This is a genomic window from Paenibacillus sp. Leaf72, from assembly GCF_001422685.1.
GTDB lineage: Bacteria > Bacillota > Bacilli > Paenibacillales > Paenibacillaceae > Pristimantibacillus.
On the sequence record NZ_LMLV01000032.1, the window covers coordinates 40879 to 63473 of the forward strand.

Below are 22595 nucleotides of genomic sequence, written 5' to 3' on the forward strand. Positions count from 1 at the left end.
AGGCTTTATTGGATCTGTGAGCGTTTGGGCAGCTGTATGATTATTCCCATTTTATATCGTATAAACTCAATATTTTACAATTTCGTAACGCTTGGTGTCCCGAGCGTTTTTTTGTATGCAAAAGCATAAAATATGCGCGAAGCAGCGCCTTTTTTCACTATGCTCATAAGTTTTCAAGGCTATAGCTATTTTTTTATATAATCGGGATAATAGTGGTTAGTATAATAGAAGGTCCATAAATAGATCACATCGGGGGCTGTAAGGATGATTCATGTTGAGTTGGAGTGGGCGGAGTCTCATTTTCCACTATATGCGGCTGCCAGCATTCATTCGCTGTACAGCACTTCAAATATGCCCATGTATAAAATAAACGAGAATGCAGCCTCGCTCCTGGCGATCGCTAGCGGCAAAGGCACGCTTACGATGAACGATCAGACGTATGAGCTGACGGAAGGCAGTGTTATCGTTCTCCCCGCGCAAACCCATGTGTCTTTAGTGACTAGCGTGGTGCAGCCGCTGCATGCCTATAAGCTGGTAATTGGCACAATCGAGCAGCAGCGTACTTTAGCCGCGGGTGCAATCGTACGGAAAAGCGAGGTAGCTGGTGGCCTGAATAGCCTGTTTATTCCTCATGCGCCTGCGATTGTCTCGCAGATGGAGGAGCTGTATGTCCATCGGCTGCCTGCGCATGAGGTGCGTCATATGCAAAATCAAATTCTTTTTCACCAAATACTGCTGTACTTGCTGGAGTGGATGGACGCCAAATATGCAACGAGCGACAAACCGTCAATGGAGCGAAGCGTCGCATATTTAGAAAACCATTTTAATGAAAAAATAACACGTGAGCAGCTGGCGGCAATGGCTGGGGTCAGTCCGTCGCATTATTCGACCTTGTTTAAGCAGCTTAACGGCTTTTCGCCTAATGAATATTTGTCACGGCTGCGTGTCCACCGCGCCAAGGAGCTGCTAATTAACGGTTCGGGCACGCTTAGGGAAATTGCGCTTAAGGTAGGCTACCATGATGAGTTTTATTTGAGCCGGCGCTTCAAGCAGCAGACGGGTGCTGCTCCTTCAGGGTATAGCCGAGACTCCTTGCAGCATGTAGCCGTGCTGCTCCTTCCTTACGCCAGCCATTTAATGCTGCTTGGACTGGAGCCTGCCGTTACGATTACGGTAAGCAGCGAATTTGTGAGCACCGCAGATATGCCGCCTCCACAAACGATGCGTTTCATTCATGCCGAGAGCTCGCCTGAACAGGTCAAATCGGTATTGCTGGATGCGAAGGTGGAGCTCATTATTGCCGCGAAGCAGCATTTGCAGCAGTATGGGCTGAGGCCCGAGCAGCTGCGGGCGATAGCGCCTGTCGTGGAAATTTCATGGATGGACATGGGGTGGAAGGAGCATTTGCGGCTCATTGCCCAAGTGGTGCAGCGAGTAAGTGTGGCCGAACAGTGGCTGCATACGTTTGAGCAGGAGGAGCAGGAGGCGCGTGCTCTCATCGAGCAAAGTCCCGCCGCGCGCGAGACAATCACCATACTAGTCATTAAGCCGGAGAGGCTGCTCATATATGGGGCGCGAAATGTAGGATATGTGCTGTATCAATCACTAGGCCTGCGGCCGCCTGCACGGATTGCGGAGGAAATGGACAAGCTGGGAGAGCAATTTCATTCTGTGCCAATTGAGGCAGCGGAGCTTGCTGAATATGCGGGGGACCGGATCGTCGTCATTGCGTTTCCAGATGAGAAGGGCTCAACGCTCCATGCGCAGAAAACGTTTGAGTCGCCGTATTGGCTCAGCCTTCCCGCAGTGAAGCAAAAGAAAGTACATGTGCTGGATAAGGACGAATGGGTGCCCTACAACCCGATTTCGATTCGGCTGCAGCTTGGACGTGCGGTAGCTTTATTTACGGGCAGCCAATAGTCCAAGCTATTTTTCAAACAAAAAGGCATGGCTTGGCGCATAGGTGGCCTCTATAATGATGAAAGCGAATGCGAATGATTTTCATAATCACAAGGTGAAACGGCTGTCGCCGTCCTTTGGCAGCGCGGCGCGTTTCAGTCCGAGAAATATAGAGAAAGGATGGCGAAATAGTATACTTTCCTATATTTCAAGGTGAAACGGCTGTCGCCGTCCTTTGGCGGTGCAGCGCGTTTCAGTCCGAGAAAAATATAGAGAAAGGATAGAAAAAATTATATACATTCTTATATTTTAAAAAAGGGAGAGAGTCATCTTATGAAAAAGCTTTTTATTCCGCTTCTACTTCTTATGGCGGTTGCACTTAGCGCTTGCAGCGGAAATCAAGCGGGTAATGCCGGAGCTGCCGGAAATGCGGGAAACAGCAGCAATACGGGCAATACTAGCACGTCAGCTGCACCTTCGGCAGAGGCGGAATCTGCAACGTTTACGTATCAATCCGAGAATGGTCCAGTCGAGGTGCCGACAAATCCGCAGCGCGTCGTCGTGCTGACGAGATTTTTGACGGGCAACGTCATGGCTTTGGGTGTGCCTTTAGTCGGTGCGGATGAAATGTCCAAGGCGAACCCGAATTTTGAAGAGAAGTTAAAGGATGTTGAGGCGGTTTCCGACGAAAGTATTGAAAAAATCATCGAGCTGCAGCCTGATCTGATTATCGGGCTTTCCGACATTAAAAATATTGATAAATTCAAGCAAATCGCGCCTACGGTTACCTTTACGTACAACAAGGTCGATTATTTGACGCAGCAGCTCGAAATCGGCAAATTGCTGAATAAAGAAAAAGAAGCGCAAGCCTGGGTCGATGATTTTTCCGCAAGAACGAAAAAAGCGGGCGAAGAAATTAGAGCGAAGGTCGGCGACAATGTGACGGTTTCGGTTATCGAAACGTTCAATAAGCAGCTTTACGTTTACGGCTACAATTTTGGCCGCGGCACCGAGCTGCTTTATGGCGATCTTGGTCTTGGCATGCCGGAAAAAGTGAAGGAAGGCACGAAAACAGACGGTTATTTCGCCGTGTCGACCGAAGTTCTGAAGGATTATATGGGCGATTACGTCATTTTCAGTAAAAATGCGGATGAAGACAATTCGTTCCAAAATACCGAAATTTACAAAAGCGTCCCTGCCGTCGTCAATAACCACGTCTTCGAGGTTGATGCGAAAGGGTTTTATTTCAACGATCCATTGAGCTTGGAGTATCAGCTTGCGTTTTTCAAACAAAGCTTTCTCGGCCAATAATCCTATCCCATTTGAAGAAAAGATGAGATTGAATTGAAAAAGAAACAAGGCGCAATTTCGTTTTCCTGGAAGCTGGCCGGCAGCACACTGCTGCTGGTCGTTTGCTTCATTCTTTCGCTTCTATTAGGAGCAAAGGAAATTCATTTGCAGGACTTATGGCTCGCTCTGACATCCGATTCCAAGGGCGACAACCTTCTCGTCCTGCGTGAAATTCGGGTGCCGCGCGAGCTGGCTGCTATTTTGGTTGGAGCGGCTTTTGCTGTATCTGGCGCGATCATGCAAGGAATAACCCGCAATCCGCTTGCTGATCCGGGCTTGCTGGGTTTAACCTCGGGCGCGAACATGGGGCTGGCGCTGACCTTTATATTTTTGCCAGGGCTAGGTTACTTCGGCATGATGATCGCCTGCTTTTTAGGCGCTGCTTTGGGGGCCGCTTTAGTGCTCATCCTTAGCTCTATGCGCCGGGGGAGCCTGTCTCCCATGCGGATTGTGCTGGCGGGCGCGGCGATTTCAGCTTTTCTCTACGCCATTTCAAGCGGTATCAGCCTAGCCTTCAAAATATCCAAGGATGTGTCCATGTGGACGGCTGGCGGCTTGATTGGCACGACTTGGGGACAGCTTCAAGCGATCGCTCCGGTTATTTTGATCGGCATACTGGTAGCGCTTATGCTCTCGAGCCAGCTGACAATTTTGAGCCTAAGCGATGATGTGGCGGTGGGACTCGGGCAAAAGCTTGTACAAATCAAAGCGATTTTGTTTGTTCTTATCATTATGCTTACGGGGGCAGCGGTTGCGCTGGTTGGGAACATTGCTTTCGTAGGCTTAATGATTCCCCATATCGTTCGCTTGGTTGTTGGAACCGACTATCGGTATATCATGCCGATTTCGGTATTTACAGGCGCATCCTTTATGCTGCTTGCCGATACGCTTGCCCGCACCATTAATGCGCCTTATGAGACGCCAATGGCCGCGATTGTGGCGATGGTGGGCTTGCCTTTTTTCCTCATTGTCGTGCGTAAAGGAGGCAAAGCTTTCTCATGATTCCACGTACACTAGCTCGTAAACAACGTTTGATTTTGCTTGTCGGCTTAGGGTTAATCGCTGTGGTTGCGGTGGTGAGCATGGGCTTAGGCTATGCATCTCTGTCCTTTGACCGGCTGCTTCCCGTTTTGCTTGGGCAAGGCACGTTTAAAGAGGAGTTTGTGCTGTTTTCGGTACGGCTGCCGCGTATCTTTATTACCTTGCTTTCGGGAATGGCGCTCGCTTTATCCGGTTCGATTTTGCAGAGCGTGACCCGCAACGAGCTGGCGGACCCGGGCATCATTGGCATTAATTCCGGCGCAGGCGTTGGCATTGCGATTTTCTTTCTGTATGTTCCAGTGAGCGTCGGATCATTTGTTTATGTTTTGCCGGTAGTTGCCTTTATCGGGGCATTGCTTACGGCTGCACTTATCTATGCTTTCTCATACAGCAGAAGTCGCGGACTTGATCCGATACGTCTGGTGCTGGTCGGGGTCGGCTTTTCTCTGGCGCTGTCGGGTATTATGATCGTCATCATTTCCGCAGCGGAACGCTCCAAGGTCGATTTTATATCCAAGTGGCTGGCAGGAAACATATGGGGAACGGATTGGCCGTTTATTTGGGCGCTGCTTCCTTGGCTCATCCTGCTTATTCCATTCACTCTGTATAAAGCTCAGCGGCTCAATCTGCTCAGCTTGAACGAGGAGTCGGCGCGGGGTGTCGGCTTGAATCTTGAACGTGAGCGTCTCATGCTGATTGTCACTGCCGTAGCCTCTGCTGCTGCTGCGGTATCTGTGACGGGCGGCATCGCTTTCGTGGGGCTAATGGCTCCGCATATTGCAAAGACGCTGGTTGGTCCGCGCAATCAGCTGTTTATTCCGGTCGCTGTGCTGCTCGGCGGGTTGCTGCTGCTGCTCTCGGATACGATTGGCCGCAACATTGTCGATCCTGATGGTATCCCGGCTGGCATTATGGTATCGTTGATCGGCGTACCGTATTTTGCATATTTGCTGTTGAAAAAATAGCGTGGCTTCAGCACGAAAAGCCCTGCCCCATGTGGAAGAAGTTCCACTGGTGCAGGGCTTTTTCTGCATGAATCCATTCAAATTCATTTACACATTCATCTTCAAAATTTCTTCAATGATAATAGCTGGATCGGTAAACATGACGAGATGGCCGGAATGGGGAGCTTCGACAAATCTGCCGCCCGGCAAGGTAGCTGCGGTTTCGCGATGGGCAGCTATAATAGCCGTTCTTATTTTTTGTTCCGAGCGTATCGGCTTCGTTCCCGAAATGACGCACACCTCCAAATCGCCAAGCGCTGGCGTGGTGCGAAGCGAGGCCAAATCGTCCAGAAATGGCGTTAGTTCAGCCGCCAGCGTGCTCGCAGCCGCAATCGTAAAATCCTCCTTGCGATGATCTGCTGCTACATCGGCAGGCTGCACGCTGCCGGGGCGGCTGCCAAGCAGGCGATATAGACCGAGCCGCGCCAATAGCGGAAATAGCACTCGGCTCATTGCAAACCGTTTAGCCACAGCTTTGCCGAAGTACATCGCGCAATTTTCGTCGGACTGGTCGACCAATACAATACCGCGTATGCGTGAAGGATTTGCCGCTGCTGCGGCGCGAACGATCGGGCCGCCCCAGCTGTGGCCCACGAGAATAAAGGGGCCGGGACCAAGCGCTTCGAGCAAAATGCCGAGGTCATCGGCGAGTCTATGAAGCGTGCGGGGAGCCGTATCGGCATCGCTGCGTCCGCTGCCCGCACGGTCATAAACGACGGCGCGGGCATGCTTGGCAACGATTGGTTGAACGAGGCCCCAGGTCGAACGGGAAAATCCCATTCCTGATTCAAAAACGACCGTCACCTTGCCGCTTCCTTTGACCATATAATGCAGCTTGCGTCCATCGCCAGTGGTGACATATGCACTTGATCCAAATGAATGTGGGGGTGTAGGGATCATGTTCATGAATACCTCCATTTGGTGAGCCGATTACATTTGCGAAAAGTAGGATAGGGCTGACAGCATTAGCTGAGCAGCTTCATCTCCTTCGCCTGAGCGACTGCTTTTGTGCGCCGATTGACCTTGAGTTTAGCAAAAATATTTTTTACATGCACCTTTACCGTGCTTAGGGCGATAATGAGATGCTCGGCAATCTCTTTATTGGATAAGCCTGAGGCAAGCAGGGCAAGCACCTCGAGCTCGCGCTCCGTAAGCGGCTCTGCAATCAAGCTGGGAGGCGGCTGCATATCATCGGTTTCCTTGCTGGCCTGAAGCTCGGGTTGCTCCGGCAAGCTTTGCAGAACACACATTAGTAGACCGTAAGAGGCTATAGCGAGCAATACCGGTATGCGTTCAGCTGTGAACACGCCGCTTGCCAGCTTATTTTCAAGATAAAGCACGCCGAGCATGGTGCCGTGAACAGCAACGGGGATGCATATAACCGACTGGGGCCGATGCTTTCCCATATAAGGGTTATGGATAAGCCAGCTTTCTTCGGCTCCGGCATAATGAACCTTCTCCTGTGTACGAAGCACATAGCGGATAATGCCTTCTGGCAGCAGGGAGCTGTCCTTCAGCTCAAAAGGGGACGGGACAGTCTGCTCCTCCGAGGCGGCATAAACCTGAACAGAAAGGACATCATGGCTGCCTGTTAGCAAGGCTCCCTTGCTTGCGCCAGCGTGCCTCAATATCGTTCTCATGATTTCCGCAAGCACGGCGTCCATATCGAGCGGGTTCGCTATCGCTTGCGTGGTTTGCAATATGGCGGCGAGATCAAGGCTTTCCGTTGCCAGCGTTTCGTTGCTGTGGAAGTAGGCTGGAGCAGCTGGCTGCTCCTTCTGGCTCCTATCCGTATCGGCAGGCAGGGCGTATAAGGACATTCGTGCAGAAGCGGAATCTGCTTGTGTCTGCTCTTGCCGCCGCAAGCTAAGCAGCTGCTCCTCCAAATGCTTAGATTTTACGTACACTTCCCACTGCATATACCCGTCGTGTGCGGTCTGCAAATAAAATAAAGCCGTCTTGATCTTAGCTTGAGCCATATAGTAGTTCGCTGCGAGTTCGGCTGCTAGGCTGATCGCTTGAATATCGCTCACCTCTCTGGCCTGGCGCAGCGCTTTGTCATAAAGCTCCTCTGCCTCGCTTCGCTTATTGCAGACGCGAGCATATTCTGCATAAAGAATGTGGGATCTTGCCTGATAAAAATCCGGACTCCATAGGGCCCATTTTCGCAAATGGCCAAGATTGCGCAGCAGGCTATTTCTCATAGCCGGGTGTTTGCGCAGATCGGGATAGGCCGCCATGATAGCTAGCGATTCATAAAACAGGCATTCCGGCAAATGGGGCAAATGCGTGGCGTAGGCTTCATGCGTCTTCGCTTGGCTGGCCCATTGAATCGCATCGTCATAGCGCCCCAGAAGGCAGCAAAGCTGCGTTTTGTAAGAGCTGAATTGAAATAAGGTAGTAGCTGCCGTCTCCTCACGGCGAATTTGCGTTAAAAATTGCTCTTCATCAAAGCCAGGTCCGCTGAAGGAGTCCGGCGCATTCGTTCGGCCTTGCAGCGCGAGAAAAAACTGCTGATAAAGGTAAAAATTTTGCCGTACGAATTCATCCTTCGTCGTATCCAGTACAACCATATAGTCGGCTATTCTCCGATTTAATTCGCTTAGCGGCGCTCTTGCGTACAGGGCATTGATATGGGCTCCGATCGCATAGCTGGCAAACACATAATCGCCAGAGTCCATACCTAGACGCATCGCTTGGGATACATAAAAATCGCCTTCCCCAGCCTTGCCGGCAAATTGGCACAATACTCCGCCGTAGATCGTATAGGTTTTGCTTTTAACGGAAGAGATATTGTATCGCTCGGAAAGCTCCACGCCTACCTTGCCAATGGCATAGCCCTTGTTGAATTTCCCCATTGAAATGCCCAAAATCATGCCGTAAGCCGAATAGGCAGCAGCGGAAACAGGTGTGTTCCCATGTTTAAGCGACAGCTGGATCGCCCGGCATATGAGCAGAAAATATACTTTTTTATTCGTAAAGAAGGTAGAGGGCACCATCGCAAAAATCAAATTCATCGCTGCGATCCGGTCCGCATCAGTCATTTCCTTCAGCTGGGCAAGCTTGTCATAGCGGTTGCGCAGCAGCATTTCAATTCGCAAGCCTTCAATCATAAGCATTTGGCTTCCAGGATTAGGATCAATGATAATGTGATGCTCCCTCAAGCTTTGCAGGCCGAGAGCGGTGCCTTCCAAATATTTGCCCTGATTGATATATTGCATAATTCGAATCATAAATACGCTGCTTCGTTCAGCCGGATTGCGTGCATAGCTAAGCAGCAGATCGATGTCGGCGCCAGATTGCTCATAATGGCCGCACATATATTCACATTCCGCTTTTTGGGCATAGAGGTCAAAACAAAGCTCAAAGGACGCCTCCCAATCGTCTTCGTTCAGCAGCACGACCCCTTTGTGAAAATAGCCTAAGGCTACATCATGGGCGGAGGAGGCTTTGGCCCGTGTTCCTGCCTCTAAATTCAGCCTCACGAGCTGAAGCCTTTCATCCGGGTCTAAGATGAGCTTCGCGCCCCTATTCAAATGATTGACAGCATCAAACGCATGCTCCTCGATTGCAGCTTCCGATGCAGCCTCGTGCTGCCTGTTCAAAAAACGGCCGATTTGGATATGCAGTTCCTGCTTCGCTGAATCGTCCAATTGGCTGTAAATCAGCTTCTGAATACTGTCGTGGGCAAAACGATATTGCTGCTTTTGAACGGGAAGGATGATTCCTTCAGCCTCAATAGCGGGCCATTCCGTGGACAGCGCCTCGATATTCTGTCGGGCGACCTGTGCAATGACATGCGGCGAAAAGGTGCTTCCTACACAGGATGCGATTTGGAGCAGCTTCTGCGCCGTGGAAGACAGTCTGTTCAATCTATACGCCATCAGATCATGAATGGCAAAGCTGGGCTCCTGCTCGATTATTTGCTCCCAATCCCATTGCCAGCTGCGTTTATCGTAGTTATACCTTAAACTGCCGTCATCCTGCATGCGAAGCAAAATTTGCTTGAAGTGAAAGGGATTGCCGCCAGATTTATGATAAAGCAGCTCCGTTAAAGACAAGGTTGTCTCGGCTGGGCTGTTCAGCGCCTCCATGACAAACTGCTGAATTGGCTCAATATCGAGCGGCGCCAGATGAAGATGGCGAACGACCGCTTGCTCCGAGACACTCCCATCCGGCTCATATCCGGGCAGCTTGCTGCGATCGGTTTCCAGATGGCGATACGCACATACAAAGAGCAGGTACTGGCATTCCGGATCGCAGACTAGAGCATGAATAAGCTGCAGCGACGATAAATTTGCCCATTGCAAATCATCTATAAACAGCACAATGGGCTGCTCTTTTGAAGCTAAAGCCTGCACAAATTTGCGAAAAACGTATATGAAGCGTTTATGCGATTCATGGGCAGGCAGCTCCTCCGCCACAGGCACATCGCCCAGCAGCAGGGCGGCCTCAGGGATTATGGCGGTAATGACGCCGACACCTGCCCCCAGTGCCTCCCGCAGCCGAAGCTTCCATTGTTCAGACTTATCCTTGTGCTCACCAAGCAAGTGGCGAATAAGTCCGCGAAACGCCTGAATAATCGGATGATAGGGGCTTTCATTCGCAAGCTGCTCAAACTTCCCTGTTATGTAGAAAAAATCCTGTGTGTGCAGCTGTTTGCGAAATACTTCATCGATGAGGGCGGTTTTGCCAATACCGGCTTCACCCGAAATATAGACTAATTCTGTGGAACCGAAGCAGGCGGAATAGAAAGCCTGAGTGAGTATTGAAAGCTCATACTCCCTGCCGTGAAAGCCGGGCTCCAGTATAAAAGCAGGCTGGGAGTGGCCAACTTTGTCCAAATCAGCGAGCAGGAGGGAGAAATTGGGATAGCGTTTGTCTGGATTTTTTTCAAGCAGCTTCATAATAATTGCTTCCAGCCCATCAGGCCAAGCCTGCTGCTGATCCATTATTGGCGGAGGGCTCTGTACCAAATGCATATACACCCATTCAAGCGAATTGTCTGCGACGAAGGGCAGGCGGCTTGCCAGCATTTCGTAAAAAATGACGCCCAGAGAATAAAGATCGCTTCGCTCGTCGACCGCCCGCTGCATGCGCCCGGTGTTTTCCGGCGAGCAGTAGGCCAGTGACGGTTCGGAGATCAAATGTCCGGCCGGGCGAACATAGCGGTCGGCGGTGCGCTGTACGGCAAATCCGCGATCATTAACGGCAGCACTATTTTTATTAGGAAAAATCGTTATTCTCTCCGGCCGCAAATCAAGATGAATCATATGCTGCTGATGGAGCTCCCCTATGCTTGCCACAAGCGCTTTCGCCAAAGGCAGAAAAGTCTCAGGAGGCATCCCCCTTCCTTCCCCCATAAATTGTCTAAGTGGCATCGCGGCGGGAGCTAGACTTGGCTCCAATTGGCCGGTTGTATCATCGAAAGGCTGCATTCCTGTCATTACCTAACACCTCTGGCGTCAAATTACTCTTTCATTCCTTCTATTATAATAAATCGTGCGCCGTTTACGTGTGATTTCAGTGAAAATACTCCTTAAGAGGTATAGGGTTATAGCGGTTTTTACATTAATTTGGTACATACATAGAACATGGAGAGAGGCTGGGGTGAACAGACGATGACGGATGCCCTCATTGCTTTTGTCAGCACCATCATTTTGGGAATCGTAATTTTAGCGAAAATATGGTGGGATGGCGATGGTACGAGTTGGAGGTTTACGAAGTGGTATAGCGTTGTTTTTTTTGCGGTGGCTTTAGTAGTTGGCGGAATTACTTTTTTTAACAGTTAGAATGAATTTATTTATTGGGGGATTATGATGAAAGCATGGAAATGGAATAAACGATGGATTGCTGTATTTCTTGCAGTTGTACTTTTACTGGAGCTGCCATCTGTACGCTTAGCTGAGGCGGCGGGAACTGCAGTATTGGATCAGGAGAGTTTAGTTGTGTATGGGAATATATGGGTAGATGCTGTGAACCCGCGCTATCAAACCTTTACCCCAGCGGTAACGGGATACCTTGATGCCATTCATTTAAATCTTTCTGGTTCCTTTGGTTCTCCTGGGGCTCTTATCATTAGCATCTATAAGGAAGGCAACCTGTCAACCCCGCTTGGATCTGCACAATTAGCAGCAACGGGGTCAGACTGGAACGCAGTTGATTTTTCCGGGACATCGATTTATTTAACAAAGGAAACGATGTATCGAATGGTTGTTACTACGGAATATGCAGGCGGCTCGGGTTTTGGATGGTATAACAGCTCTACTGATACTTATACAAGAGGTTATTCTATTGCCAGCAGCCGTGATTTTTCTTTTAAAACATACATGGTCCCAGACTATTCGCTCTCTCCGGCCTTGAGCACCGTTTCAAGCGGTCAGGCGAGCCTTGCTGCCGACGGCACAAGCCAGACAACCGTGAGCGTGCAGTTGAAAGATGCGCAAGGAACGGCAATGACAACGGGAGGGGAGACGGTTGCGATTACGGCGACGAAGGGAACCGTAAGCGCCGTAACGGATAATGGGGACGGGACGTATTCGGCGACTTTGACTGCGCCGACAACAACGGGCAGTGCGACCGTGAGCGCGACCGTAGGCGGTCAAGCAATACCATCAACAGCGAGTGTGCAGTTTGTGGCAGGTGCGCCGTCTGCGTCGCAAAGCACGGTTGAAACGAGTGTTGCAACGCTAACGGCTAATGGTACGAGCCAGACGACTATAAGTGTGAAGCTGAAAGATGTGTATGGCAATGCCTTGACGAGTGGAGGAGCAGCAGTAACGATTGCTGCATCGAAGGGAACGGTAAGCGCTGTAACGGATAACGGAAATGGGACCTATACGGCAAGTTTAACTGCTCCTGTGACAGTAGGTAGCGCGACCATCAGCGCAACCGTTGGCGGTCAATCGATCACGTCAACAGCGAGCGTGCAGTTTGTGGCTGGAGCTGCTTCAACGGCGACAAGCACTGTGGAGTCAGCAGATGCGACCTTGACTGCCGATGGTGTGAGCCAGACAACGATAAGCGTGAAGCTGAAAGACGCGCAGGGCAATGCTTTGACGAGCGGAGGAGCAGTGGTAACGATTGCTTCGACGCGGGGGAACGTGGGCTCCGTAACCGATAACGGAGACGGAACTTATTCAGCGACACTGACAGCTTCGACAACGGTAGGTACCGCGACCGTCAGCGCAACCGTTGGCGGTCAATCGATCACGTCAACAGTGAGCGTGCAGTTTGTGGCCGGAGCTGCTTCAACGGCGACGAGCACAGTGGAGGTGGCGGATGCGTCCTTGACCGCCGATGGCACGAGCCAGACGACGATCAGCGTGAAGCTGAAGGATGCGCAGGGCAATATCTTGACGAGCGGAGGAGCAGCGGTAACGATTGCTGCTACTAAGGGGACGGTAAGCCCCGTAACCGATAACGGAGACGGAACTTATTCGGCGACATTGACAGCTTCAGCAACAATAGACAGCGCGACCGTCAGTGCAACTGTTGGAGGCCAGTTGATAGCGTCAACAGCGATCGTGCAGTTTGTAGTCGGTGCCGCTTCAACGGCAACGAGCACTGTGGAGGCGGCGGATGCATCCTTGACCGCAGATGGCGTGAGCCAGACGACGATAAGCGTTAAGCTGAAGGATGCGCAGGGCAATACCTTGACGAGCGGAGGGGCAGTGATTACGATTGCTTCGACGCGGGGTACCGTAGGTGTCGTTACGGATAATAGTGACGGAACGTATACGGCGCTGCTGACTGCGTCATCAACAGCAAGCACCGCTATTGTGAGCGCCAAAGTTGGCGGTCTGGCGCTTGCCGATACGGCAAGCGTATCGTTTGTTCCAGGAGCTCCATCCGTATTAACTAGCAGAATTCAAGTGTCAGATGGGTCCCTAACCGCTGACGGAGCAAGCCAGACAACGATTCATGTAAGTCTGAGCGACGCACGGGAGAACAGTTTGACATCCGGTGGAGCGACGGTAACGATTGCTACGACGCTGGGTACTGTTAGTGCAGTGACGGATAACGGTGACGGCACGTATACAGCAACGCTGACTGCTCCGAATACGTTAGGTCAAGCGATTGTGAGCGCAACTGTGGATGGGCAGACGATACGGATGAGCGAAGAAATCGAGTTCATCGCCGGGGAGGTAAGCCCCTCCCAATCAACCGTCACCGCAAGTGCGGCAGTGGTTCGGGCAGACGGCAGCAACAGCGCCTTGATTTCCGTGAAGCTGCTGGATGATCATAACCATCCGATAGTGGGGCAAACGGTGCGGCTTCAAGCAAGTGGCGGGCACTCCATAATTGCTCAGCCTGCTGTAGTGACCGATTCAAATGGAATTGCTGTCTTTGCGGTGAGTAATACAGCCTCAGAGGACGTTACTTATTTTGCCGAAGAAGAGGAGAGCGGAGTTACGCTGGACCAAACTGTAGAGGTATCATTCGTCTATGATCAGCCTCCAACTATTGCACTGCAAGCAGACCCAACTGCAGCAACTTTTGGAACGGTGACTGTTCATACGTCGGCAGCAGCTATAGGGGAATTCAACCACATCGCTTCGATAAAATGGGCGGAAGGAAGTCGCAATGTCTCCTATTTTGAAACGGATGGCACGGAAATAACGGATCCATTTACCGTACAGACGAACGGAGTATATTCTGTCTACGCCCTGGATACCACAGGAAATGCTGCTGTTGCTACGATTAACATTCAAAATATCGTTCCTTTAAGCAGCAATGCGGATTTGTCGGAATGGGAATTAGCGGGAGCTGAAGGCGCGGTGAGCTTCAATTTTGATCCGGCCATTACGGATTATACTGTCAATGTGAGTCAGTCGACAGCTGGTTTGAACATGACACTGACCACGTCAAATGCCTATTCCGAAGTTTACGTAAACGGTACACAGGTGACGAGTGGCACGGCAACCGATGAATATTCGCTTGCTACGGGTAACAATACGTTTGAGGTTCGGATCGAGGCGCAGGATGGCACGATTAAAAACTATAAGCTCAACGTAAACCGCGCAGCAGCCGCTAATTCCAATTCAGGCGGCACCTCCAGTACGACTGCTTCTGCAGCGGATAAGTCGATTGTAATTCGAATTAATGATAAAGAAATAGCGGGTGCGGCTTCGCTCCAGATGGAAGCAAACGGGGCAAAGCGTATCAATGCCAAATTGGATGCTGTTACCATCAGTAAGGCGACGGGTTCATTGTCCTCTTCGCCAGAGCAGACGATCTCTATTTTCATCGAAAATGAGGCGGACCAAGTCAGCTTGCAGCTTACGGCTGATGCAGCGGTCATGCTCTCCCAAAAGGCTTCGAGCGTTACATTGATGACGAAGTACGGACAGTATCGTTTGCCTATGGCCGAGCTGACAAGCAAGGAATACGGTTGGAGCAGTGCAACTGATATTCGCATTATGATAGGAATTGATAAAAGTAAAACGATAGCCAGCTTACAGCATGAGGCAGAAAAAGGCGGCTTTCAGCTCGTGGGAAATCCCCTTCAGTTTAAAATTGAACTGATCACCCCAAGCGGGCCAAAAGAGCTTTCCAGCTTCAATCGCTATGTGGAGAGGATCATTTATTTGCCAAAGAATGATTCCGGAATGGCCTCAACAGCAGTAGTGTGGGATGAGACGCTTGGCGTACATCCAGCACCAACGGTGTTTATGGAGCTGAATGGACGACAGGCTGCCATTATTCAAGGGTTTACGAACAGTACCTATGCACTCGCACTCAAAAAATCCGATTTAGTGGACATTCAAGGACATTGGGCTGCTGCAGAAATTTCCAGCATGAACAGCAGAATGATTGTTAATGGCCAGGATGAAAGCCATTTTAATCCGGAAGCTCCCATTACCCGTGCTGAAATAGCCGGATTGCTTGCAAGAGCATTAGGTTTGCCGAACGTAGGAAATCATACGGACTTCCACGACGTAAATGAGTCGAGCTGGTATAGTGGCGCTGTAGCTTCTGTAAAGGCCTATGGTATTATGGACGGGTTTAAAGACGGAACGTTCAGGCCAAACGAGCAGGTATCGAGGCAAGAAGCTATTGTCATCATCGTTCGTGCGCTGAGACTGGCAGAAGGGGCTTCGCTTGCAATAAATGACAATACAACAGTGGATTTATCCGAATACGCTGACGTTAATCAAATTGGGGAGTGGGCGCGCGAAGCGATACAGATTGCTATTAAGGAAGGTCTTGTAAAGGGCTATGGCAATAAGCTGCAGCCGAAAAAATTATTGACACGCGCTGAGACGACCGTGCTGATTTATCGAATGCTGCTGCAAGCAGAGCTAATCAACGATTAATTTTAAGTAGAAAAATGCGAAAAGACACTGCCAAGCAAGGCAGTGTCTTTTCGCATTTTATAGTCGACACCGCGATATCACTTGAAACGATACATAAAAACGTTAAGAACCTGTAGCTCCTGTAGCGCCGGTAGCGCCAGTAACTCCTTGAATGCCCTGAGCACCAGTCGGTCCAGTGGCGCCAGTAACTCCTTGAGCACCAGTAGCTCCTGTAGCACCAGTATTACCCTGAACGCCCTGAGCTCCAGTAACTCCAGTGGCGCCAGTAACTCCTTGAGCACCAGTAGCTCCTGTAGCACCAGTATTACCCTGAACGCCCTGAGCACCAGTAGCTCCTGTAGCACCAGTATTACCCTGAACGCCCTGAGCWCCAGTAGCTCCTGTAGCACCAGTATTACCCTGAACGCCCTGAGCTCCAGTAGCTCCGATAGCCCCTGTAACGCCAGTAGCACCCGTTACCCCAGTAGCACCTGTTGCACCGGCCGCGCCTGCACCTCCAGATGAGCCATTCGCTCCTGCGGCTGCAAGAACCATATAATCAGCTGAGTTGTTCGGCAGCCCGGCGGGTGGAGATTTCACCACCACATAGGTGCTGCCGCTATAAGTAACTACTTGATATTTCTCATAAGTAGCAGCTTGGCTGGCATCAAAAACGACAATGCCTTCAAAAATAGATTTCAGCCAATCCTGCTGCGCCTGTTGATTTTGTCTTTCGATGAAAGACAGGCTGGCGCTCGGTTCCACATAGAAGGCAGTTTCTCCCGTATAGACGACCGCAATCATCTGTCCGGGCTGAAGCTGCGTGCCCTGTACAACCGTGCCTGCATTGATTTCAAAATGAATGGATTCGCCACTGTCGGAAAATAAAGTGATATCGTTCGCAGATAAACGGACGAGCATGCCGCGGACGACTTTATCGGTCTGGTTCGCATAAAGCTCGGCGTTTGCTACGATAGCAGCCATTTCCAGTCGAGTAACGCTGATTTCCGGACGGAAGGTACGATCTGCATACCCACTTGCAACACCAAGTTTAATGGCGGCATTTACATAACCCAAATAGGCAGGAGATATTTTTTTAGCGTCAACAAAGGAGGGCTTGCTGCTTGTAAGCTTAATGGCTGATGCTTCTTGGCCGAGTGCCCGGACAATCACTTTCATCAACCACTCGCGGGAGACATTCGTTTTGCCCCAAGTTTCGGAGGCCGCCTTCTCTTCCTCTGGTACAATAATACCTTGTTCAATAGCTAAAGCAATCCAATCCTGAGCCCATAGGCTGGCTGAAAGCGGAGACTTCGCTGCGCTTTTCGGGGGCGTTTCCACACCCTTAAGCCGGAGCGTCATAATGAGCGCTTCCTCATAGGTCATTTTTTCATTGGGATAAAATAAATTTTGTTTATTATTGCTGATAATCCCCATCGCGCTTAGCTTCATGACCGCCGGGTAAGCCCATGAGCTTTGCGGGACATCGCTGAACCGGAAAGGCTCAGCTGCTGCTGCATGGACACCAGAAATGCCAAGTCCCGATACCGTGCCAGTCATGGAGCCTACAGCTCCTAAAGCGAGTAAAACCTTGGAAGCGCTTTGACGTAATGAATTGCTCTGCTGCGCCGCTTTGCGGTATTTGCGCATTTCCTTCTTCAACAAACGGTCATTCATTTTAACTCACCCTCATTTTCGTATAATGTCCTGCTTATATGTAAATTGGTTATTCAACGGAAGCTAATGACTAACTAAGTGTTCAGCAAAATAGAGCCTGTTCCGCAATACGCTTTCATGATTCGGAATAAATACAGCGGCCTCCTCGTTATGCATCCGCGCTAGCTCCGGCATATTTAAACGATCGTAGCATACGCATAGCTGCAAGTGAGGTACCCAAGTCCGGCAGCCGTGTGCCTGAAGCGAATTGGTTTGAAGGAAGGAAGGGATGTGCAGCGCCTGCTTGTACCACGAGATAGCCCCGGCATAGTCACCCTCCTCCATATGATAAAAACCGAGGCGGCAGCAGTTTTCCGGTCTGGGTGAGGCATAGGTGAAGGATTGCAGCACCATTTTTCGTGCTTCGCCCAGCTTCCCCAAAGCATGAAAAGCATCCGCAGCGTTTCCGCATGCAGCGATGTTATCGTCCTGCCAGCCTTCTCCTTGGTCCAGCATCTTTTTGTACTGGGATATGGCGCGATCCCACAGCTTGTGATCTTTCAGCTCATTTCCATAATAAAAAAGATCGCGTGCCGAAAAGCGTTCCCCGCTCTGCTCCCGCTCCTCATAAATGAGCAGATTGCGCATGGACTGGGAATGCTCGCGTCGATGGGTAACGGCCGCATCAGACTTACGGATTTCTCCATGTACGGCCAAATATTCGTGAACTTGTCCAATCCATTGGAAGCCTCGTTCTCTTCTCACGATACGGTTGCGTCGCAAGCTGCTGGAAACATTGCCGTCATCATCAAACGAAAGATGATACGGCATGGACACGGCATCCACATCTGAAGTCAGCTCGGACAAGGTTTGCAGCAGCAGCTGGGTATCCTCAGGCAGCAGCACATCGTCAGCATCCAGCCAAAAAATGTAGTCCATCTTCGCCTTGCTGAAAGCATAATTACGCGCCTTGGCAAAATCATTCACCCAGGCAAAATCATAGATGCTATCGGTAAAATCACTAGCGATGGCTTTGGTTTTATCGATTGAGCCTGTATCGACGATAATAATTTCATCGACGGCCACATTGACGCTGGACAAGCAGCGCGCAAGGGTCTGCTCTTCATTTTTTACAATCATGCATAGGCTTACGGTAAAGGGACGATTGAGAATTGGAGGGTGGGTCTGAGGTGGTTTATGATCGTCGTGTTCAGAAGGGAGAAGATTAATGACCGTGCAATCTTGGGCGACAGCCAGCTCGTAGCCAGCCGGAATGGCATCTAGGCCAACAGTTGAAAAAGCAAGGCTGCCCTGTTCAGGCTGAAAATAAAAACCGCGCATTTCGATGAAGGCGCTCTTGCGTATGACGAGCAAGGGTCCCGCCAGCGTGTCCACTTTGCGGATTCCGCGTGAACGAAGCGCACGTCTTCCTTTTGCCAGCGTATAAAGCGAGGCGATATCAGAGTAATCGTATTCCAGCCGCTGCTCCCCGGTTATGTCATTCATCATAGGACTAATAACCGCAAGGCTGCGGTTATCTTCCAGACACCCAGCAAGATCGGCCAGCCACTGGCTGGTCACCGCGATATAATCATGCATAAATACTAATAATTCGCCTTCAGCCAGGGAAGCTCCGATTTGGAACCCTTCGGCAGCGCTGAGTGAGTCAGGCCAAGTTAAGCAGCGAAATCCCGGCATGCCCTTATATCGCTCAAGTCCGGAAGGGTCATCCAGCTCATTGATTACAATCAGCTCATAAGGATAAGCTGTATGCAATTGAATGCTTTGGATACAAAAATGGAGCCTGTTCATTCGCTCGGCAAAGACAATAATGGAAACGCTCATTGCAGCCCCCTGTGTAATAGACGAAAATGGCTTCTTTCACTTATATGTTATGAATTCTACCATATCCAACAATGAAATAATATTGGGCTTTTAGATTAAATGAGAGGGAATTTATACTGCGGGATGAATAAAAATGGAACCGATGCCATCCCATTTACTCAGTGGCTTCGGCAGGCTTGTCGTTGAACTTATAGCCGACGCCGCGAATGGTGCGGATATAATGCGGCTTTGCTGGATTTTTCTCCAGTTTTTTTCGCAAATTATAAATATGTACCATGACGGTATGCGTATCTCCCATATGAACATCATCCCAGAGCAGCGAGAAGAGCTGTTCGTTTTTGTATACCCGATTTGGATTTTTAGCGAGATGGAACAGCAGCTTGAATTCCTTGGCCGATAGGGAAACGGGCTTGTTGTCCACGAGCACAAGGTGGGTGGCAGGATCAATGAGCAATTGATCAAATTTTAACGTTTTGTCGGATACCTCTTCGTGCTTATGCAGCAAATTGCTTCTTCGGATATGTGCTTTAACTCTGGCGATTAGCTCAATCGGGCTAAACGGCTTCGAAATGAAGTCATCCCCTCCAAGGCCAAGCCCCAGCACTTTATCAATATCCTCATCCTTGCAGCTGACGAACAAAATCGGCACATTGCTCGTTTTGCGAATTTCGCTGCAAATTTGAAAACCGTCCATGCCTGGCAGCAGCACATCGAGCAGCACCAGATCAGGAGCATGCTCCTGCGCGGCTCTAAGGGCATCCACCCCATTGTAGGCAGAGAGCGTATGAAACCCTTCCCTTTTCAGAGACATAGTCAGCAATTCATTAATTTCATGATCGTCATCCACGATCAAAATCGTATTCTTTGAAGACATAAGATAGCCATTCTCCTCTTGTATAGCTTGCTGGTTGCGAGCGAGTAGATTTCTCTTCTCTAGCAGCGGCATACCCTGCCGAAAGTCTCAAAATTATCCTGTTTTAAGTATCTCATGTTCGCAAAAATATGTCGATTGGATAAATCAGATTTTAAATGAAATTGAGGTTATCTTGACTTTGAATTGATGGTTTAACATTTTGGGCTATTTTATAATGTAGGGCAGTAGGACTTGATAGGTATTAAGGTTTAGTCAGGTTTAGTTTTGAAGGGAGATAGCCTAGTGAATGTTATTGGGGGAACACGCCGAAAGGGGCTGTTATGGAAAATCGCACTGCTCGGAATCGCGCTGACGATAAGCGGATGCGCTTCGTCCTCCGAACCGGATCAAGCTCGGGAGCGGGCGCTTAGCGGCTCGTCTAACGAGGTGGTCATTGGAGCGGTATGGCCATTTGAGCAGCAGAACGATCAATTTCATGAAGGGCTTCAGCTGGCGCTTGAGCAAATCAATCAGGAAGGCATTCTGGGCGGGAAGAAAATCAAGCTGATGGAAATGGATGATGATGCCTCTACGACAAAAGGCATGGCGATTGCGCAGCAATTTGCGGATAATCCTGCTGTCAGTGCGGTCATCGGTCATCGTGGTTCTTCCGTCACGGTACCAGCGTCACGCATTTATGCGCATGCGGGCATTGTGCTGCTGACTCCGGCATCGACATCACCGAAGCTCACTGATGTGAACAGCTCTTATATTTTCCGCAATATTCCTAATGATAATCAGCTAGGACAGGCGCTTGCCATGTACGCTGGTGGAACGAAGCACCGTAATATAGCGATTTATTATACGGATGACGAGTATGGTAGAGGACTGGCGAATGCCTTCGAAGATCAGGCATCCCAGTCTGGGCTTCGCGTCGTTGACCGTCTATCAGGCTATAAGGATACGGCTGATATTATGCGTATTGTCGATAAATGGAAAACGCTAGATAGCGATCTTATCATGGTAGCCGCGAGGGCAAGCGAAGGAATCTCCTTCGTAAAAGCCATTCGCGCAGCTGGCATGGATATTCCCGTCATTGGCGGCGATGCGCTGGATTCGGCGGAATTTGCCAAAGCGGGTGAAGCGGTGGAAGGAACGATTGTCGCTTCCGTTTATTATGAGCTTGGACCTTCCGAGCTTAATCAAAGCTTCCGGCAGCAGTATATCGACAAATATGGGAAGGAGCCGGGCAAATGGGCTGCACAGGCCTACGATTCGCTGAGGCTGCTTGCTGACGGCATCGAGAAAGCGGGCTCCCGCAGCCCGAAAGCGTTAGCTGCCGCGCTGTCCGAGCTGAAGGGCTGGGAAGGGGTCACAGGCCAGCATTCCTTCGATGCAGAGGGCGACGTTCAGGGCATGAGCATCGTCATGAAAAAGCTGGAGGCAGGAACCTTCAATCGTCTGGATGAGGTGCTCCTTCCGAATCCATTGTAAGGCAGCGTTAGGCTTCAACACTTGGGAGGTAGCGATGAATAATCATGTTTTTCGTAAAGTGGCACTTGAGCGGCTGTCTTCCCCGGAGCAGCTCGACAATTTGGTTCGGGTAACCTCGCCTCGCGGCTGGCTTATGCTCACGGGTGTAGGCTTGCTCATTGTCGCCGCCTTGTATTGGGGGATATTCGGCACAATGACCGTCAAAGCGGATGGGCCGGGTGTACTCATTCGCCCAGGCGGACTGAAAACGGTTCATGCCTCTGCGGCAGGAGCGATGTCTGATATTCGTGTGGTCGAAAATGACACGGTGAAGCAAGGCGAGGTCATTGGCCGGATGGAGCAGCCGGAGCTGCTGGAGCAAATTAAACAGACTAAGCTTGCCATTGCGAGCCTTGAAGGGGCGACAGCTGAAGACAGGGCAGGCCGTGTAGCGGAGCTTAAAAGCCTGAAGCAGCAGCTCGAGCAGCAGCAGCTCGGCTATGAATACAGCACAAGAGTAATAAGCCCGTATACGGGCAAAGTGAAAGAGGTTTTGGTGAAAACCGGCAATTACATTGGTGACGGCTCTGATATTATCCGGCTGGAAACGTACGGCGTGCAGACGGATGAATTGATTGCCGTGCTGTATGTGCCGGTCAGTCAGGGCAGGCAGCTGCTTCCGGGCATGGAGGTACGCGTTTCGCCAGGCTCGATTAACCGCGAAGAATTTGGCTCGCTGGTTGGGCAGGTCGTCTCGGTATCCGAGTTTCCAGTAACGGTGCAGGGAATGATGTCTACGCTGGGCAATGAAGGTCTTGTACAGCAAATGGCGTCGCAGGGCGTATCGCTTGAAATTCGCGTCAATCTTGCCCCTAATTCCGAGATGGCAAGCGGGTACAGCTGGACGACGGAGCAAGGTCCGCCCGTTCGGCTGAACAGCGGCATGATGGTCGATGGTTCCATCACGGTCAGCTCGCAGCGCCCAATTGCGACCGTCATTCCATATTTTAAATAATTAAGAAGGGCGCGGTGAAAAAGGCGCAGCGGAATGAAAAGTTTGGGCTGGAGAAACGCAAGTGTTCGCTTTTAGCCTTGAATTTCCCCGGACACGGGTATATTCATAGAAATTCAAGGCTAATGGCGATCGGAGGCCCTATCTTTTCATGCAGCGCAGCC

The 22595-nt window shown here is 50.4% G+C and carries 12 protein-coding genes; 7 read left to right on the plus strand and 5 right to left on the minus strand.

Annotated features, from left to right (window positions below):
• The first annotated feature begins 264 nt into the window (after nt 1–264).
• The 4 genes from ASF12_RS25660 (at nt 265) to ASF12_RS25675 (ending at nt 5255) form a co-directional block, all read left to right on the plus strand.
• Nucleotides 265–1920, plus strand: coding sequence for a helix-turn-helix domain-containing protein (locus ASF12_RS25660; protein ID WP_056040920.1), 1656 nt, complete (start codon nt 265–267; stop codon nt 1918–1920).
• Nucleotides 1921–2232: 312 nt separating this feature from the next.
• Entirely contained in the window at nt 2233–3210 is a 978-nt protein-coding gene (locus tag ASF12_RS25665) for an iron-hydroxamate ABC transporter substrate-binding protein (RefSeq protein WP_056040921.1), read from the plus strand.
• A 33-nt stretch (nt 3211–3243) separates the two neighbouring features.
• Nucleotides 3244–4251: a FecCD family ABC transporter permease gene (locus ASF12_RS25670; protein WP_056040923.1), complete on the plus strand. Its 1008-nt coding sequence runs from the start codon at nt 3244–3246 to the stop codon at nt 4249–4251.
• On the plus strand, nt 4248–5255 hold the full coding sequence (locus tag ASF12_RS25675) for a FecCD family ABC transporter permease (RefSeq protein ID WP_056040924.1): 1008 nt from the start codon (nt 4248–4250) through the stop codon (nt 5253–5255). Before ASF12_RS25670 ends, ASF12_RS25675 begins: the two co-directional genes overlap by 4 nt.
• 87 nt (nt 5256–5342) lie before the next feature.
• Here the strand turns inward: ASF12_RS25675 and ASF12_RS25680 are convergent, their stop codons facing one another.
• Nucleotides 5343–6200, minus strand: coding sequence for an alpha/beta fold hydrolase (locus ASF12_RS25680; protein ID WP_235533282.1), 858 nt, complete (start codon nt 6198–6200; stop codon nt 5343–5345).
• Between the two features lie 59 nt (nt 6201–6259).
• Nucleotides 6260–10741 carry an AAA family ATPase gene (locus ASF12_RS25685; RefSeq protein ID WP_056040926.1) on the minus strand — a complete coding sequence of 1494 codons (4482 nt, stop codon included), beginning with the start codon at nt 10739–10741 and terminating at the stop codon, nt 6260–6262.
• Nucleotides 10742–11110: 369 nt separating this feature from the next.
• Here ASF12_RS25685 and ASF12_RS25690 point away from each other — a divergent pair, with 369 nt between their 5' ends.
• Nucleotides 11111–15613 carry an invasin domain 3-containing protein gene (locus ASF12_RS25690; protein ID WP_081419047.1) on the plus strand — a complete coding sequence of 1501 codons (4503 nt, stop codon included), beginning with the start codon at nt 11111–11113 and terminating at the stop codon, nt 15611–15613.
• Between the two features lie 102 nt (nt 15614–15715).
• On the opposite strand, the gene ASF12_RS36385 is transcribed toward ASF12_RS25690, so the two are convergent.
• The 3 genes from ASF12_RS36385 to ASF12_RS25705 all read right to left on the minus strand — a co-directional run bounded on the left by ASF12_RS36385 (nt 15716) and on the right by ASF12_RS25705 (nt 19967).
• Entirely contained in the window at nt 15716–17269 is a 1554-nt protein-coding gene (locus ASF12_RS36385; protein WP_063892658.1) for an S-layer homology domain-containing protein, read from the minus strand.
• A gap of 63 nt (nt 17270–17332) precedes the next feature.
• Nucleotides 17333–19093: a glycosyltransferase gene (locus ASF12_RS35915; protein WP_235533283.1), complete on the minus strand. Its 1761-nt coding sequence runs from the start codon at nt 19091–19093 to the stop codon at nt 17333–17335.
• A gap of 154 nt (nt 19094–19247) precedes the next feature.
• Nucleotides 19248–19967, minus strand: coding sequence for a response regulator transcription factor (locus tag ASF12_RS25705; protein ID WP_056040930.1), 720 nt, complete (start codon nt 19965–19967; stop codon nt 19248–19250).
• Nucleotides 19968–20249: 282 nt separating this feature from the next.
• Here ASF12_RS25705 and ASF12_RS25710 point away from each other — a divergent pair, with 282 nt between their 5' ends.
• Together ASF12_RS25710 and ASF12_RS25715 are read left to right on the plus strand one after the other, a co-directional pair.
• On the plus strand, nt 20250–21440 hold the full coding sequence (locus ASF12_RS25710) for an ABC transporter substrate-binding protein (protein WP_056040933.1): 1191 nt from the start codon (nt 20250–20252) through the stop codon (nt 21438–21440).
• Nucleotides 21441–21474: 34 nt separating this feature from the next.
• Complete coding sequence (locus ASF12_RS25715) at nt 21475–22434, plus strand: NHLP bacteriocin system secretion protein (protein WP_056040934.1); 960 nt, start codon at nt 21475–21477, stop codon at nt 22432–22434.
• Nucleotides 22435–22595: the final 161 nt, after the last annotated feature.